Below are 373 nucleotides of genomic sequence, written 5' to 3'. Positions count from 1 at the left end.
CAAACAATCATGTTGGGACGGATTCTTCTAGTGTTGTGCTTGGCAGCCTTGGCAAGTGCAGCTGTGATCCCTGATGGCTCTAAAGTGCCAAAATGCTCCGAATACTCCCTTCCCATGTGTACCCGGGAATATAACCCTGTGTGTGGAACTGATGGAGCCACTTACCCAAACGAGTGCATGCTGTGTCTGGATAACATGGAGAAGAAGGTGAACACGTTGATCTCCAGGATGGGAGAATGCTGAGGAGAATCAATCCACTCGTTTAGATTTGGTTTCTGACATGAAGACCAGAACCATGTGCTGTGTTTTTAATGTTTTTAATGTTGAGATGAAGTGTTGTCCTTTTTTAAATTGTTCTAATTCTTAAATAAAT

1 protein-coding gene is annotated in these 373 nt (G+C 42.9%); it reads left to right on the top strand.

Annotated features, from left to right (window positions below; genetic code table 11):
* Positions 1 to 9: 9 nt before the first annotated feature.
* Positions 10 to 243, top strand: a complete 234-nt coding sequence (locus H4O20_RS15425) for a Kazal-type serine protease inhibitor domain-containing protein (RefSeq protein ID WP_185099483.1) — start codon at positions 10 to 12, stop codon at positions 241 to 243.
* Positions 244 to 373 lie beyond the last annotated feature (130 nt).

It is taken from the genome of Aequorivita sp. 609, assembly GCF_014212065.1.
GTDB classification, from domain to species: Bacteria; Bacteroidota; Bacteroidia; order Flavobacteriales; family Flavobacteriaceae; genus Aequorivita; species Aequorivita sinensis.
This window is presented reverse-complemented; position numbering and strand designations above follow the sequence as displayed.

What these genes read in the sequence shown, in the direction of transcription:
- H4O20_RS15425 (WP_185099483.1), top strand. Translation starts at nt 10, where the DNA reads ATGTTGGGACGGATTCTTCTAGTGTTGTGCTTGGCAGCCTTGGCAAGT.